Raw genomic sequence first — 14,640 nt, 5'->3', positions numbered from 1 at the left:
CATTCTAAGTGGCCGGCTTCCATCGGGAAGCCGGCCACTGTGCTTTTCCGGCAGTTCCCTGCCGGTGAGCGATTGACATGTTGCAGTGAAAACCGGGCAATTTCGCGTCGGAACAGCGTTGCGGAGCGGGCTCGCCGTGGATTCCCGCTACCCTCGAAAGTATGCCGGTATGGTCCAAGGCGTCTAAAGCTAGTACAGAAAAGAAGGCAGAAGTTGTGTCAGTAGGTCAAGGCCAGGAAGAGGGCTCCGAAGAGCTCCGCAAATGGCTGTCTGGTCTCAAACCCGTCACCGGGGCAGACACTATGCTGCGTTTCGTCAAGACGCCCGAAGGCGCCATTGACCTCAGCAACGCGCACCCTTCGGGGCTGGCGCAGTTGCTGGCAGGGCGTCGGACGCGCCTGTCGACGCTCATCAGGGACCGCCAGCAGTACTTGGTCGCGGCACGTGCGGCGCGCAATATCCGATCCAAGATTTTCGAGCTCAGCAACGACCGCGGTATCGAAGCCGGGTATCTTTCTGCCGGCACCGTGGTGTGGACCTCTGCGGTGGGCGGCAAGCCACAGCGCGTCTCCGCACCCGTGATGCTCACGTCCATCGTCCTGACGGTCCGGCCGGGGGAGGACGACTTCGAACTTCAGCTCACTGAGCAAGCCCGGATGAACCCCGCCCTGGTGCGTCACCTCAAGACCGTCCATGGCATCGTCTTTGACGTCAATGCCGTGGCGCGAATGGCTTACAACACCGCACGTTTGGATCCGCAACCCGTCCTGGATCGCCTGTCCACGCTGGTTCAGCCGATCCATGGCGCTGAGGTTGAGTTCAATCTCCTGGTAACAACCCTGGCCGATCTGTCGGGCAACCTGGATGATCCTTGGATCAACCTGAACAACCCCACCGTGGCGGCCTTGGCGACGGCGGCCAACGGTGGCGACATCGAGCCGGAACCCATCAAGGCAGGCAGGTTCCCCAGCTTGGACCTCCGTGACCCGGCCGAAGAGTTGCTCCTGCTCGACGCCGACACGGACCAGCAGTACGTGGTTGACGCCGTTCGGGCTGGAGACTCCCTGGTGGTCAGCACACCCCCGGGCAGCGGACAAACGCAGACTGCCATCAACGCCATTGGCGCACTGGTGTGCGAAGGAAAGTCGGTCCTGGTGGTGGGGGACAGGCAGTCCAGCCTTGCCGGGCTTTCCGCTCACCTCGAATCACTGGGGCTGGATTCGGTTCTGTTCCGGCCAGGCAATGGAACCACCCCCCAGCAGCTCAAGGGCCAGCTGGTCCGGGCCATCATGCGCAACGAGAAGGCTCTTGAGCCCCAGCTCGGCAACCTTCACCAGACACTGACCGGGCATCGGCACGCCCTCATGGACCATGTCGCCTCCCTGCATAACGTGCGCGAGCGATGGGGATGCTCGCCGTATCAGGCCATGCAGTCACTTGCTGAACTGACTTCGATCCATCCGGCACCCTCCACGACAGTTCGCTTGAAGCGCAGTGTCCTGGACAACATCAAGGACCGGGAAGAGCTGGCGGCCCGGCTCCGTCGCGCTGCCGAACTTGGCAGTTTCAGCCGGGCTTCGACCAACAGCCCTTGGTACGGTGCCCGATTGGTCACCCGCAAGGAAACCGAGGAAGCGCAGCAACTTGCCCGCTTGGCGGCTGAGAAGCTTCCTGTCCTGCGTGACCGCATGAAACAGGTGTCCGATCACGCTGAGATCCGCCTGGGAGAAACCTTTACTGAGTGGGGCGCTCAGCTCGAACTCCTGATTGCCGTGCGCGAGAGCCTGGACAAGTTCACGCCGGACATCTTTGACCGTCCGGTTCACGATCTGATCTCCGCGACGGCCAGTTCTGCGTGGCGCCGCGAGCGGAACATCGAGATGCCTTCCATGCAGCGGTCCCGGCTGCGGCGGGTCGCCAAGGAGTATGTGCGGCCCGGAGTTCATATCGCCGATCTCCACAGCTCGCTGGTCCTTGTCCAGGAGCAGCGTGCGTTGTGGGCCGGTTACGCCACTACGCAGCGGCACCCGGCCGTTCCTTCCGGCCTGGCCGACCTCGGCGCACTGTACCGGGAGCTGGACGCTGAGCTGCGGCGCCTCGGTGAGGCGCTCAAACACACGTCGGCCGGAGGCTCGCTCCACGGTACGCCTTACGCGGAGCTGATGGAACGCTTGGAACAGCTCGTAGCCGACACCGCCACGCTGGAAACCTTGCCCGAACGCACGCTCCTCATTGAAGAAATGCGCGAGCACGGCCTCGGGGAGCTTTTGGCGGATCTGGCGGAGCGGGAGGTACCTGCGTCCTCGGTGGCCGCGGAGCTGGACCTGGCTTGGTGGCAGTCCGCGCTGGAAGCAATGATCAGCGGCGACGACTATCTTGCGATGTCCGACGGCGACTCCCTGAGGCGCCTCGAAGCTGAATTCCGGCTTGCTGACCAAGCCCACATCGCCAGCGGTGCTGCGCGGCTCCGATGGCAGCTTGCCCAGAGGTGGCGCCAGGGACTGGTGGAGCACCCTCGCCAGGCTGAACTGCTGCGGGCCTTGCTGAAAGACGGCCGGGTTACCCTGCCTGCGCTGAGCGCCCAAGCCCCGGATCTCGTGCCGTTGCTTGTCCCGGTGTGGTCGGTCAGCCCGTACCTGCTGACCGGCGTCCTGCCGGCTGAGCAGAAGTTTGATGCCGTTGTGGTCATCGACGCTGAGTCCACCTCGTTGCAAGCGGTCCTTCCCGCGATCGCCCGTGCACGGCAGGTAGTTGCTTTCGGCGACGCGAAGATTGCCAATGCGCGGACCTTCAGCGTGGCCGTCGAACCCCCGGTTGCCGGAGTCGCGAGCCACGAGACTGTGGAGAGTGCCTTCAAGGCCTTGGCCAGGGTCCTGCCATCGTGGCAGTTGAATTGGGTGTATCGGGCAGTGGATGAAGACTTGATCCTGCAGCTGAGCAAGAACTACTACGACGGCGGCCTGAAGCGGCTGCCCGACGGCAACTCGGTTACGGGATTGGATCGCTCGATCCTTGTGGAGTACATCCCTGACGGCACCGGCCTTCCGGGCGCCGATCACGAGGGGGTCGAGTCCGTCACTGCCGAGGTCAACCGGGTGGTGGATCTTGTCTTTGAACATGCCACGCTGCGTCCCCGCACCAGCTTGGCTGTGGTGACGGCAAGCCTGCGCCACGCTGCCAGGATCGGCGAGGCCATCAGGCTCCAACTGCCGAACCATCCATTGCTGTCTTCCTTCTTCGCCGCCGGCCCCGAATCCTTCCGCGTGGTGGATCTGGAACGCGCGCAGGGCTTGGTGCGGGACCATGTGATCTTCTCCCTCGGGTATGGACGCACCCCGCATGGCCGGGCGCTCCACTCCTTTGGACCGCTGTCCACTGAGGGTGGGCGTAACCGCTTTGCCTTGGCCATGACCAGGGCCCGGCGCTCCATGCACGTCCTGAGCTGCTTCCGGCCCGAGGACCTCGACCTCGATCGCCTGGCGCACGGCGCAGTGGACTTCTACGAGTTGCTGGACAGGGAGCTCTCGGGGAACAGCAATCTCGGAACTCCGGCATCCCGTGCCGTTGCCAGCGAGCAAGCACTTGGCGAGGACCCGTTGGTGGCGGATCTTGGCGAACGACTGCGTGCCCGCGGCGCCCGTGTCTGGCACCTTTACGACGGTGTGCTGGACATAGCCGCAGCCGCTGATCCTGTGCACACCATTGGCCGGGAGGGTGCTGAAATTCCCACGCCCGTAGCCATCGAGTCCGATGGCACGGAACGATACCGGCGCATGAGTGTCCGTGAACGCAGCCGGCTGCGGCCTCAACTGCTGGAGCGCATGGGGTGGCGTTACATGTCGCTGTGGACGATCGAAGTCTTCACGGACCCGTCCTCCTGCGCCGATCGCATCGGTTCCTACCTTGGACTGGAAAACCACATTCCGAAGGCTGCCGAGTCGTCTCAACATGGCTTCCTGGACATGGATGTTGAACAATTGAATCTGGACAAGGCTCAGCCTGTGTTCACCCGTTCCCCGGCCACCGGCCCGGATCACCAACCCGAGCAGGATGCCAAGGGGACGCGGGACCAGACAGGGGACAGGAAAGAAGCACCAATGACGGAACAAGGAAATGGTTCCACCGACGGCTCTGCCGGGGAGAACAGCGGATCGGACAACACGGCAGCTGAAAAAGCCGCCGAGCCGACGGCTGCCAAGCACAGCTCGGGCGGCATCCTCCCCACCAAGGCCGCGGAGGACGATCCCCGCAGATGGGGCGATGAAGCAGGCTATGACCACGAGCAGTGGTTGAAGGAACAGAAGCCCCCGCACTGGGGATGAGCGATTGAGCAGCTTCATGGGCTGACCAGAACAAAGAAAAGCTTGCCTTGCGTGGATGCGCCGGCAAGCTTTTCTGCTTGTTGGGGGTTGGCAGCGACCACCACCAGCCCTTCTGTATCGCTGGTGCCAAGCCATTCGCCGGCCTTGCCGCCCTGGGCCGAAGTCCAGAGAACAGGAACAGGGCCAGCCAAAACCTGGCTCTGGCGGGATTCGTCGTAACTGCCGGACGCCGTGAGGACAACGGTCACCAGCTGCCCCGGCGACAGAAGCTGGATGGAAGAAGGATCTGCCATGCGCAGGGGGACGGCAGCGGAACCTGCAGGAGTGCCCGCGAGCAAGCCAGGGCCTAGGAGGCTTGAGTCCGTGGGTGTTTGTCCCTTGCCCAAAGGAGAGGCCAGCTGGCGCCCAACCAGGGTCGCGACATCATCCACCCACGCGGAGATGGCCAGTTCGGCTGCGACATCGACCCTGGTGAAATCTGACTCCTTCAGGCTCGCGCCGGCTGGTAGATCACGGGCTGCGACCAGGACGCTGACCCGGGCGACCGACACAGGAGTCAGCTGCTGTACCGCCAGACCGGCAGCAAGGCATAGAAGCAGCGCGACGCAAAGCCGCCGGTTGCGGGAAAGCCACGCCCTGAGTGTGGGCTTTCGCTTTGGAGGTCCGTTGCGCCGCGCACGGCCGAACCCCCGTGGAAAGCGCCTGGGGGAGGGCGAGGGGTGGTACGGCAACCGTTCATGTCCAGCTGTTCCAGCTGAACGCTCGGCATGGGCAAGGAAGGCGCTACGGGCGGAGTGTGACATGCCGCCACGGTAGCCAGCAGCCCCGGCCGCCTAACAGGGGCCGGGTTGCCTATGTGGAAAAGTTCCGGAGCTAGCTCGCCGCGGCGGCCGGTGCGGGAGCGGGCGTGGCCGCAGCTGCGGGTGCAGCCGGTGACGTGGGCGCAGCGGATACTGTGCTGCCCTTGGCGTCACGGGAGTCAGTGCGGTAGAAACCAGAGCCCTTGAAGACGACGCCCACGCTGTTGAACTTCTTGCGCAGCGTGCCTTTGCATTCAGGGCACTCTGTCAGGGAGCTGTCTGAGAAGGACTGGACGATGTCGAAGGCATGGTCACAGTCTTTGCAGGCGTATGCGTATGTGGGCACTGAGTTCCTCCTTTAGGACAAAGTTCAGGTCCTGCTCCGCCGTGCCGAATAACTTCCGCATTAGCAGTCCCAGGGCCTGAGTGCCAATTCTATCATCCGTCCCCCTGAGGTGTGCCAGCACTTGTGCCGGAGCTCACCAACCGGAACCCGCCGGAAATGACCGGGAGTCAGACGGGCTCCGCTGCGTTGTCGAGAACCACAACGCCCGAAGGTGTCAGCACTTCCCGCACCGGGCGATCGAAGGCCTCGGCGGGTATGGAGCCTGAAGGCAACAGATCGTCGTCGTACACCACCGCGATGGTGGGCGGCCGCCGGCCGGACGCGTCCAGGCCCTGCAGGAGTCGGTCGTAATAACCGCCGCCTTGGCCAATCCTGTTCCCGTCCCGGTCCACTGCGGTGGCCGGCATGAAGATTCCGGCCGTCGAAGCGACCACTGAACTGTCCAAGCGCTCACCGGTGGGTTCGTCGATGGGAGCGTAGGCGGACCGTGTGAAGACCGTGGACGGCGTCCAATACACCCAACTCAGTTGCCGTTCCGGTTCGCAGACGGGGAGCAGGACTTCATGGCCCGCTTCGTGGAGGGCTTCAAGCAGTGGCATGGTGGGCGGCTCGAAGGCGACTCCCACGTACACCGCGAACGACGACGGTGTTCCGGACGTGACGGAGCTGGCCCACGAGGAACCGTGCCGGGCTATCGCTTCGCCCGCATCAGCGATTTGCCCTGGTGTCAGGGCCCTTCTGTACAGCCGCCGGTTGCGGCGGATGTCTTCTTTCGACGCCATCTGTATCCAATCCTGGGGGTTCGTCGGGTCCGGTTAAAGTGTTTCCTTGTGTGTTGCCGGCAATAAAATGTGCGGCCCGCGCGGCGGGGGGTTTACCTGATGCTCTCTTCCTTCCGTTACATTAGTCCGGTGACTCTCGATAACAACGCTGTCCGTAAGGCCGTCATCCCCGCAGCGGGTCTTGGTACCCGGTTCCTTCCCGCCACCAAGGCGATGCCGAAGGAAATGCTGCCTGTGGTCGATAAGCCCGCCATCCAGTACGTCGTCGAAGAAGCGGTGAAGGTTGGCCTGCACGACGTCCTCATGATCACAGGACGCAGCAAGCGCGCCCTGGAAGACCACTTTGACCGTGTTCCGGCGCTTGAAGCGACCCTGGCTGAGAAGGGCGACACCGCCAAGCTGGAAGCGATTCAGTCGGCTACCAACCTGGGCGACATCCACTATGTCCGCCAAGGCGACCCGAACGGCCTCGGCCACGCAGTCCTTCGTGCAAAGCAGCACGTCGGCTACGAGCCTTTTGCCGTCCTGCTGGGCGATGACCTCATCGACGCCCGCGACGACCTCCTGAGCGAAATGATTGCGGTCCAGCAGAAGACCGGCGGTTCCGTGGTAGCCCTGATCGAGGTCGAGCCTTCCAAGATCAGCGCTTACGGTTGCGCCGACGTCGAGGACATCGGCGAGGACGGTTACGTCCGTATCAAGCAGCTGGTGGAAAAGCCGTCGCCGGAAGAGGCGCCGTCCAACCTCGCCGTGATTGGCCGCTACGTGCTGCACCCGGCCGTCTTCGAAGTCCTGGAGCAGACCGGCCCCGGCCGCGGTGGCGAAATCCAGCTGACCGATGCGCTTGAGGTCCTGGCTGCCGGCGAAGGCGAAGGCTATGGCGTGTACGGCGTGGTGTTCCGCGGCCGCCGCTATGACACCGGCGACAAGCTCAGCTACCTGAAGGCGTGCATCGAGCTCGCGTGCGAACGCGAAGACCTTGGTCCTGAGCTGCGCGAGTGGCTGCCGAACTTCACCGCCACGCTTCCCCAGTAACACGGATGTACGGGTCTGCGATCTGGCCGGTAACGCTGGAGTGCGGAGACCTGGCCCTTCGGCCCATCCGCTATCGCGACAAGCGGGAATGGTCCGAGGTCCGTTCCCGGAACAGTGATTGGCTGGCACCGTGGGAGGCGTCCAACCCGGCTCCGGGTGGCCGCCTCCCCAGCTACCGCCAAATGGTTTCGTCCCTGAACGAGCAGGCCCGACAGTCCACCGCATTGCCGTTCGTCATCGTTGAACGCACGGCAGGCGCGCGGGAGCCCGCCATCGTTGGCCAATTGACGGTCTCGTCGATTGTGTGGGGATCGGCCATGATGGCCACGCTTGGCTATTGGGTGGACAAAGACCGGGCCGGGCGCGGGATCGCTCCCACAGCTGTAGCCATGGCCACCGACCACTGCTTTACTGTGTTGGGTCTGCACCGGATGGAAATCAATATCCGCCCCGAAAACGGGCCCAGCCTGCGCGTGGTGGAAAAGCTCGGATTCCGCGACGAAGGGTACCGGGAAAGGTATCTGCACATCAACGGACAGTGGGCTGACCATCGCTCCTTCGCGTTGACCTCCGAAGAAGTCCCGGAGGGTCTCTTGCGCAGATGGCTCAAAGGACAAACGGGCAGGTCATAGGGCTTTTCAGCTTTATCTCCAGTCATTTGCGGACTCGACCACGACACACCGGCCGCAATGCCGCCACCCCCGGTGATTTGCTTCTACGGTTTTGAATGTGGACTTCCCTCTCAGCAGCTCAGTGATACTCGTGGTCACTGTCGCGCTGTGGATGGTCTGGGTGGCGCCGTACGTTCTTCGGAACAGGCGGCAACAAGTCCAAGCGGCCGCTGTTCCAGCAGAGGCTTTCGACGACGAACCAGACGAACCGCAGGCAGGGGTGGTACTGACTTTGGCACCTCAGCAGGAGAAACCGATGGAGACCATGCACAGCAAAGCACAGGCGTCGCCCCAGGAATCCCGCGCGTCAGAGCCGTCCCTGGGGAAGTCGTCCAGCACTCCGTTCACCATCCGCTACGCGCGGCTCACACTGGCGGTGTCCGGACTTGCCTTGCTCGTGACGGCAATCGTTTCCGGCATACTCCGTCTTTTCGGCACGGGCTCTGTCTGGTTGCCCCTGGTCTCGTTCATCGGTGCGGTGGTCGCCGTCGTCGTTTTGCGTAAGCTCGCCCTTCGGGATCTTCGTGAACGACGCGCACGCCGTGCAGCGCAGGCGTCGCCCATTCCGACACCGGCACGCTACTTGCCGAAGGAGCCGGTTGTAGAGGCGAAGGAAACCACAGTTTTCGACGCCGAAGCCACCAGTCGTGAGGCCGCCCGCCTGTCGGCGGTCGAACTTCGCCAAGCGGCGTTGGCCGTCGCAGTTGCGGCCGGCGACGAGTCGGCGCAGGCCGCCGTTGACTCCAAAGGTGCGAGCTGGAAGCCCGTAGAGGTTCCCAAGCCCACGTATGTCGACGCTGCCAAGGCGCCCCGTCCGGCGCCGGAGCCCCTTGACCTTCCGGAGGCCCCGAAACCTGTCGGCAAGCCCGTCCTGAAGCAGGCCGCCGGGCAAACTGACGCTGCTACCGCAGTCGCTTCAGCCAAGGCCCCGAGTGCCCTGAGCAACCTGGACGATGTCCTGCAACGACGCCGCGCGTAACGAACCATGAGTTCCATCTGCGTCGCTGGTGGCACCGGACAGGTGGGCCGCGAGGTTGTCCGGCTCGCTTTGGCGGCAGGGCATAAGGTTTCAGTCCTCAGCCGGCACGTTCCGCCGGTCGGTTCGGCAAGTCATCACGACGGCGCCACTAACTTCGCCGGCGACGTCACCACAGGTGAAGGCCTGGCGGCCGCTATGGCGGGTGCCGACGTCGTTATTGACTGCCTCGAAGGCCAGTTCGGCAAGGCGCAAAAACAATTCGCCGACGGCGGCGCGAGGCTTCTGGCTGCCGCCCACACCAGCGGCGTCCCAAGAGCCGTGATGCTCTCCATCATCAATTGTGATATCAGCAGCTTTCCCTATTACGTGTCCAAAGCCGATAAGGAACGAAAGTATGCCGGGGCGCCGCTGGAAACCGTGGTGGTCAGGGCGACCCAGTTCCACAGTCTGGTTGCTGGGGTCTTCGCTGCGGGTTCCCGGGTCGGGCTGATCCCAGTGTTCAAAGGCGTGGATTTCCAGACGATTTCTCCGGCGGATGTTGCAGCAGTTCTGTTGGAAGAAGCGTTGTCGGATTCTCTTCCTTCGCTGCACCACCTGCGGACGGTAGGCGGTCCGGAGGTTCTCTCCATGCGCGCCCTGGCCGGGTCCTGGAAGGCTGTGACCGGCGCGCGGGGTTTGATTCTCACCGTTCCGTTGCCCGGCAGCATGGGGGCCTTCCTGCGCTCCGGACACAACCTCGCACCCGAGAAAGCGCTTGGCGCGGAGACGTTCGTGTCGTGGTTGGAAAAGCGCCGGGAAAGTTTGTAGCCTAGGGACACTGGTCTGGCGGAAACGTCTGGTCCGGGGGCTATAGCTCAGTTGGTAGAGCGCTTCGTTCGCATCGAAGAGGTCAGGAGTTCGAATCTCCTTAGCTCCACAGTTTGCAAGGAATTTGAGCCGTCGGACCTGACGGAATAAACACATACGTAACGCTTTGGCTTGGATAGGGTCATATAGGCACCAGTGAAACGGCTGACCCCCTCCGGAGCAGAGCGCTACAGCGTGGCTCTCAGTGTTTTGGGTGCTGCAACCGAAGTCCATAAGCGGGTGTGTCGCGGAGGAATTCGCGGAATGTCGGGACAGCGAAGTCCACGTACCCCCTGCTTGTTGTTTCAATGACCCCTGCGGCCAGAAGTCGGAGCCGGTATTGGCCGCCGTATACGGCGTTCACACCCAAACGCTCCGCGATTGCCGTTGTGCTGGACGGGCCATCGTCTTCAGCCATGGCCAGCAGGTACGACTGATCGACATCGGATAGAGCCGAGTAGGCAGACTGCAGGACGGTGGCACCCATACGGCGGCGGGCTTTCTGTACACCGGCAGCCAGCGCCTCGTCGGTGACTACGGCCCCTGATTTTCTCGCTTGACTCCACACGTGGTAGCCGACGAGCTGGATCAGGAATGGGTAGCCGCCCGTCGCTTCGGCCAGCTGCCGGAGATGTTCGTCGCTGATGCTCACGCCGCTTTCGGAGAAAGTATCTCTAAAGGCTTCGGCGACCTCGTCTATCGAGGTCCTGTGCAGGTCGTACTTTTCGGCGCGGCGAAGGAAGGTGGAGACGCCTTCGTTGAGCAGGTCTTCGACAGATTTAGGCAGACCAGCAAGGACCAGGCCAATGGGAAGGCTCTCCCGGATCAGATGTTGGACGACCGCTGCGATTTCGGAGAGCTCCGTCCGGTCCACGGCATGAATCTCGTCGATGCTGATCAGCAACCCGGTGTCCTGCTCGCTCAACTTTTCCAGCAGTTCGGTAATCTGCCGCCGCCAGTGAACCTCACGCACAGCCGGAAGCTGGGTATCCACGCGGAGGATTCCGAGCGTCACGCCGGTAATCCGGCGGCCGGCAGGGCCTTCCCCGAGCTCTTCAGCCGCGGCGCGGACGGCGCTGCCGATGCGGTCCACGAGTCCGGCCGTGGCGGTTTCCGAGATGACAATCCAGCCGTGCTCGATGGCTTCGTCTTCAATTTCCCCCAGCATGACGGTCTTGCCGATGCCGCGGGGTCCGGTGAAGATGGAGAGCAACCCGGGGGCTCCGGGCCCATTCTCGATGCTCTCGGCGAAATCTTGGCGCATGTCGTCCCGGCCGATAAGAAGCGGTGGGCGGGCACCAGCTGTCGGTTTGAACGGGTTTTTCGCGGCCACTTTTACACTCCTATAAATTCTTTAAAGTCTTTATATTTCTTATAGTAGTGCGTAATAGGAGACGGGTCGAGAGCGGCTGCAACGGCACGTTCACGCCCGATCGTCGGGATAACCCCGTGAGGCTCATGACTGACGGTAGGGTGAGCCGCATGCGCAGTTACCTGGCTCGAATCGTCAGCGTTGTGGTCCTGGCTCTCGTTTCCGCCGTTGCCGTTCAGAATGATAACCCTGCGGTGGCGGCTCCTGAAGTGAGCGATTCCTATGAGGGCTCCGGCACGTTCACGTCCGTTGCCTATGATCCCGCGACGGGACTGTTTTACGCTGCCGATTTGTTAGGCGATACCGTCTCAGTGTTCAGGAACGGAGTGTTGACAACGAAGGTAGTCGTCGGGCAACACCCGGCCGCAATGGCACTGGATCCGCTGACGCACTCCGTGTATGTGGTCAATTCGGCAAGCGACTCGGTGTCGATCATCAATGGCACAACGGTGACAGCGACCATTCCGGTGGAGCACCAGCCGATGGATGTTGCCGTGGACCCTGGCACCGGGAAGATCTACGTTGCCAACGGGATGACGGGCCTGACTGTCATCGAGGGCGATCAGGTGACCGGCACGATACCCATCGATGGCGGCTATGTGTGGGCGGTTGCACTGGATACCTCCACCCACACCGTCTACGCGGCCAACTATTCCAACAGCAAAGTTTCGGTCATCAACGATGGCGTGGTCACACAGACCATTCCCACGACGAGCGGCGGTCCTTTGTCGATCGCGGTGGATTCGGTCACCCACGACGTCTACGTTCCGGGAGTCTTCGCCGGGACCATCTCGGTGATCAACGGGGACCGGGTCGTCAGGACCATCGAATTCGACCTGTACATGGATTTTCCGCGCTTCGTGGCGGTAGATTCCGCAACCCATACGCTATACGTAACTCACATCGGACTAAACACGGTGTCAGTGATCCATGGCAGCACCACCACACAGACTCTTTATGTCACGGATCCGGGCACGCCAAAGATCGATCCCGAAACACACGCGGTCTACGTACCTTCGCGGAACGGGTCAGTAGCGGTCATCCGGGATCCATCCAACCGGGATTTCACGACCGACGGTCGCGCCGATGTGCTGGCCAGAGACACCAACGGAGCCCTGTGGCTGTACCCGACCAATGGTGCCGGAGCTTGGCTCCCGCCGGACCGTGTGGGTCAGGGATGGAACTCCATGGCGTCCATAGTGGCTGGCGGCGACTTCAACAGTGATGGACGAGCGGACGTGCTCGCCACGGATGGAGGCGGGGCGCTGTGGTTGTACCCGGGCGACGGAGACGGCGGCTGGCATCCGCGGATTCAGGTCGGGCAAGGCTGGCAGTCGATGACTGCCATTGTCGGCCCGGGCGACTTCAACAGCGACAGCTTTCCCGACGTCCTGGCCCGTGACCAAGCCGGGGTTCTTTGGCTCTATCCGGGAAATGGGGCCGGCGGTTGGTCCGCCAGGGTTCAGGTGGGTCAGGGGTGGAACGCCATGACGACAATTCTTGGCGGCGGAAACTTCGCCGGAGATGGGGAACCTGATGTCCTGGCACGGGACACGTCCGGTGTGCTGTGGATTTATCCCGGCGACGGGGCAGGTGGCTGGTACCCGCCGGTGCGGTCCGGTCAGGGGTGGAACGTCATGACTGCCATCATCGCTCCCGGAGACTTCAACGGTGACGGCCGAGCCGACGTGCTGGCCCGTGACAGCGCGGGAATTTTGTGGTTGTATCCTCGGGCCAGCGCCACTGGGTGGATGCCACGTGTTCAGGTTGGGCAGGGCTGGAACGTCATGAGCACCATTGTCTGACCTCTCGGAGCACCGAAACGAGTACGACTGGGCGGAACCAAACCCAGTCGCAGCGCGAGAAGCCAGCACGGGCGAGCAGGATGATGAGTGCGTCAAAAGATGGCATGACCGCGCCGTGTCCGCCGGGGAGGAACGCATTCTTGCCCGGACGGTGAATGGTGGACTTCACAGTTACCGCGCGGAAGAGATCACGCTGTATCGCCAAGGAAACCGCTGGTACGCGGTCGGTCAGCTGCCTACTTCGAACATCTGGACCGAAATGCATCCAGATTGCCGAGCACGCCAGAGAACGATGATGATGTTGAACTCTTGCTGATGAGCAAGGGGTTTGCGGACGACGGCTCGGTTATCGGCGGGGAGCAGAAAGCATCTGGCGGTGAAGGGAAAGGCCACCAGCCGCAGTCAGGGATGAAGGGCTGGTTCTCTCGCCTTTTCGGTCGCGCGACCTCCGGCAAATAGCCCGGCCACCGCTTGTCCGTTAGTCGGTGACGTTGACGTCTGAGGAAATGAAGAGAACCAAGTACTCCCGGGTGGGAGTTCGCATCGAAGAGGTCAGGAGTTCGAATCTCCTTAGCTCCACAGTTTAGGTGTACCGCAGCTATCTTGGCTGCAGTGAACGTGTCTCCCCGGGAACTTCGCCCACTTGGCTGGACGCCAGCAGTTGAAGGGCTCCTTCGGCGGAAGAACCAGGATCAGTCGCATACATGAGAATCCGGTGACCTGATTCGTCCGGAGGGGTAAGAACCTCGAAATTGAGCACCAGATCCCCGACGTCCGGGTGATGAAGGTGTTTCAGTCCGGACATGCAGTTCTCGACCGGATGCCGGGCCCACAGGGCTGCGAATTCTTCGCTTTTCATGGTCAGCTCTCCAACCAGGGAGGCCAGTTCGGGATCGTCCGCGGATTGGCCGGCAACCAGGCGCAGCGACGAAACAGCCCGCTTGGCTTCCTCGCCCCAATGTGTGTACAGCTCACGGGTGTGGGGGTCGAGGAACAGCATCCGGGTCAGGTTCGGCCTTGTCGCCGGCGTTGAAGGCGCAGAGAAGTCCAGATGACCGGCGACAAGCCTGTGGCCGAGGGCATTCCATGCCAGCACTTCGCTCCGGCGGCCCAAGACAACAGCCGGCGTGGTCGGCATCGAATGAATCAGCCGCAAGGTGCCGGGCCTGGCTTTGTCCGGCTTCATGGTTGTTCGCCGTTTGGTGGTCGTTGCCCGGGCAAGGTTGAACAGGTGCGTGCGTTCATCGCTGTTCAGGTTCAGGGCCCGGGAGATTGATTCGATGACAGCCTCGGAGGCGTTGCTGCTCTGGCCCTGCTCAAGGCGCGTGTAGTACGTGCTGCTGACTCCGGCAAGCATCGCCAGTTCTTCCCGGCGGAGCCCCGGTACGCGGCGGATGCCGTAGTTGAGGAGGCCGACATCCTCCGGCTGCAGGGAAGCGCGCCGGATACGAAGGAACTCCCCAAGTTCGCTTTGGCTGGTCATGAACCCATTCTGCCGGTCCTGCCTGAAACTGTCCTGTCCCTGCCAGGGGTAGGCAAGAGGGGGTGTGGTTGATGCGCTGGCATTCGGTGAAGGTGGAGATCCGAGACACTGCCGACGGACGCAGCAAGTACTCCACGGAAGGAAACACCCATGACCTCGCACCAGGACTTAGCCACAGGATCGGCTCCACCCCCATCAG

General features: G+C 62.6%; 11 protein-coding genes and 1 tRNA gene. 7 read left to right on the top strand and 5 right to left on the bottom strand.

The window, feature by feature from the left end; genetic code table 11:
• Positions 1-161: 161 nt before the first annotated feature.
• The gene (locus PYR64_RS13080; protein WP_275775603.1) at positions 162-4,322 is read left to right on the top strand and encodes a DUF4011 domain-containing protein; all 4,161 of its coding nucleotides are present in this window, start codon (positions 162-164) and stop codon (positions 4,320-4,322) included.
• A gap of 14 nt (positions 4,323-4,336) precedes the next feature.
• Here the strand turns inward: PYR64_RS13080 and PYR64_RS13075 are convergent, their stop codons facing one another.
• The 3 genes from PYR64_RS13075 to PYR64_RS13065 all read right to left on the bottom strand — a co-directional run bounded on the left by PYR64_RS13075 (position 4,337) and on the right by PYR64_RS13065 (position 6,250).
• Entirely contained in the window at positions 4,337-5,125 is a 789-nt protein-coding gene (locus tag PYR64_RS13075; protein ID WP_275775601.1) for an RcpC/CpaB family pilus assembly protein, read from the bottom strand.
• A 70-nt stretch (positions 5,126-5,195) separates the two neighbouring features.
• On the bottom strand, positions 5,196-5,468 hold the full coding sequence (locus PYR64_RS13070; protein ID WP_018776608.1) for an FmdB family zinc ribbon protein: 273 nt from the start codon (positions 5,466-5,468) through the stop codon (positions 5,196-5,198).
• Between the two features lie 167 nt (positions 5,469-5,635).
• Entirely contained in the window at positions 5,636-6,250 is a 615-nt protein-coding gene (locus tag PYR64_RS13065) for a 5-formyltetrahydrofolate cyclo-ligase (RefSeq protein ID WP_039242310.1), read from the bottom strand.
• Positions 6,251-6,379: 129 nt separating this feature from the next.
• Here PYR64_RS13065 and galU point away from each other — a divergent pair, with 129 nt between their 5' ends.
• The 5 genes from galU to PYR64_RS13040 all read left to right on the top strand — a co-directional run bounded on the left by galU (position 6,380) and on the right by PYR64_RS13040 (position 9,851).
• Complete coding sequence (gene galU, locus PYR64_RS13060; RefSeq protein ID WP_026266986.1) at positions 6,380-7,285, top strand: UTP--glucose-1-phosphate uridylyltransferase GalU; 906 nt, start codon at positions 6,380-6,382, stop codon at positions 7,283-7,285.
• 5 nt (positions 7,286-7,290) lie between these two features.
• Positions 7,291-7,917 carry a GNAT family protein gene (locus tag PYR64_RS13055; RefSeq protein ID WP_018776605.1) on the top strand — a complete coding sequence of 209 codons (627 nt, stop codon included), beginning with the start codon at positions 7,291-7,293 and terminating at the stop codon, positions 7,915-7,917.
• 130 nt (positions 7,918-8,047) lie between these two features.
• A complete protein-coding gene (locus PYR64_RS13050) occupies positions 8,048-8,935 on the top strand; it encodes a hypothetical protein (RefSeq protein ID WP_189075443.1) in 888 nt (295 codons plus the stop codon).
• Between the two features lie 6 nt (positions 8,936-8,941).
• Positions 8,942-9,742 carry an NAD(P)H-binding protein gene (locus PYR64_RS13045; RefSeq protein ID WP_275775597.1) on the top strand — a complete coding sequence of 267 codons (801 nt, stop codon included), beginning with the start codon at positions 8,942-8,944 and terminating at the stop codon, positions 9,740-9,742.
• A gap of 36 nt (positions 9,743-9,778) precedes the next feature.
• Positions 9,779-9,851, top strand: a tRNA-Ala gene (locus PYR64_RS13040).
• Between the two features lie 132 nt (positions 9,852-9,983).
• Here the strand turns inward: PYR64_RS13040 and PYR64_RS13035 are convergent.
• Positions 9,984-11,114, bottom strand: coding sequence for an ATP-binding protein (locus PYR64_RS13035; protein ID WP_055971741.1), 1,131 nt, complete (start codon positions 11,112-11,114; stop codon positions 9,984-9,986).
• A 149-nt stretch (positions 11,115-11,263) separates the two neighbouring features.
• Between PYR64_RS13035 and PYR64_RS13030 the strand changes: the two genes are divergently transcribed.
• On the top strand, positions 11,264-12,958 hold the full coding sequence (locus tag PYR64_RS13030) for an FG-GAP-like repeat-containing protein (RefSeq protein ID WP_275775595.1): 1,695 nt from the start codon (positions 11,264-11,266) through the stop codon (positions 12,956-12,958).
• 598 nt (positions 12,959-13,556) lie between these two features.
• Here PYR64_RS13030 and PYR64_RS13025 read toward each other — a convergent pair.
• A complete protein-coding gene (locus tag PYR64_RS13025) occupies positions 13,557-14,441 on the bottom strand; it encodes a helix-turn-helix transcriptional regulator (protein ID WP_055971748.1) in 885 nt (294 codons plus the stop codon).
• Positions 14,442-14,640 lie beyond the last annotated feature (199 nt).

The organism is Paenarthrobacter sp. Y-19 (genome assembly GCF_029223985.1).
In the GTDB taxonomy this organism is placed as follows: domain Bacteria; phylum Actinomycetota; class Actinomycetes; order Actinomycetales; family Micrococcaceae; genus Arthrobacter; species Arthrobacter nicotinovorans.
This window is presented reverse-complemented; position numbering and strand designations above follow the sequence as displayed.

Excerpts from the sequence above, each read along its gene's own strand:
- PYR64_RS13075 (WP_275775601.1), bottom strand. The coding sequence starts at position 5,125 with ATGTCACACTCCGCCCGTAGCGCCTTCCTTGCCCATGCCGAGCGTTCA.
- PYR64_RS13025 (WP_055971748.1), bottom strand. The coding sequence starts at position 14,441 with ATGACCAGCCAAAGCGAACTTGGGGAGTTCCTTCGTATCCGGCGCGCT.
- PYR64_RS13080 (WP_275775603.1), top strand. The coding sequence starts at position 162 with ATGCCGGTATGGTCCAAGGCGTCTAAAGCTAGTACAGAAAAGAAGGCA.
- PYR64_RS13045 (WP_275775597.1), top strand. The coding sequence starts at position 8,942 with ATGAGTTCCATCTGCGTCGCTGGTGGCACCGGACAGGTGGGCCGCGAG.
- PYR64_RS13030 (WP_275775595.1), top strand. The coding sequence starts at position 11,264 with ATGCGCAGTTACCTGGCTCGAATCGTCAGCGTTGTGGTCCTGGCTCTC.
- PYR64_RS13065 (WP_039242310.1), bottom strand. The coding sequence starts at position 6,250 with ATGGCGTCGAAAGAAGACATCCGCCGCAACCGGCGGCTGTACAGAAGG.
- PYR64_RS13055 (WP_018776605.1), top strand. The coding sequence starts at position 7,291 with ATGTACGGGTCTGCGATCTGGCCGGTAACGCTGGAGTGCGGAGACCTG.